The sequence below is a fragment of the Streptomyces sp. URMC 124 genome (assembly GCF_051386455.1).
Taxonomy (GTDB): domain Bacteria; phylum Actinomycetota; class Actinomycetes; order Streptomycetales; family Streptomycetaceae; genus Streptomyces.
Genome location: NZ_JBPQTS010000619.1, coordinates 1 through 242, shown reverse-complemented (window position 1 = coordinate 242; position 242 = coordinate 1). Strand labels below are relative to the sequence as shown.

Here is a 242-nt window from a genome sequence, read left to right as displayed (position 1 = left end):
GTGATGACCAAGCGTCTGCATCCAGACCCGATCACGACATTTGTCATCGGCCGAAATATCAACTATACGAACGTCTGCGACGTTTATTGCCGCTTCTGTGCTTTTTACCGGAGACCGGGCTCGTCGGAAGGATATGTACTGCCGGACGAGACGATCTTTCAGAAGATTCAGGAGACCGAGGACGTTAACGGAACCGAGATCCTGATGCAGGGGGGAACCAATCCGGATCTGCCGTTCAGCTA

The 242-nt window shown here is 52.9% G+C and carries 1 protein-coding gene; it reads left to right on the top strand.

The window, feature by feature from the left end; all coding sequences use genetic code 11:
• The coding region (locus ACSNOG_RS33915) for a radical SAM protein (RefSeq protein ID WP_436756505.1) at positions 1–242 on the top strand (242 nt) is incomplete at both ends.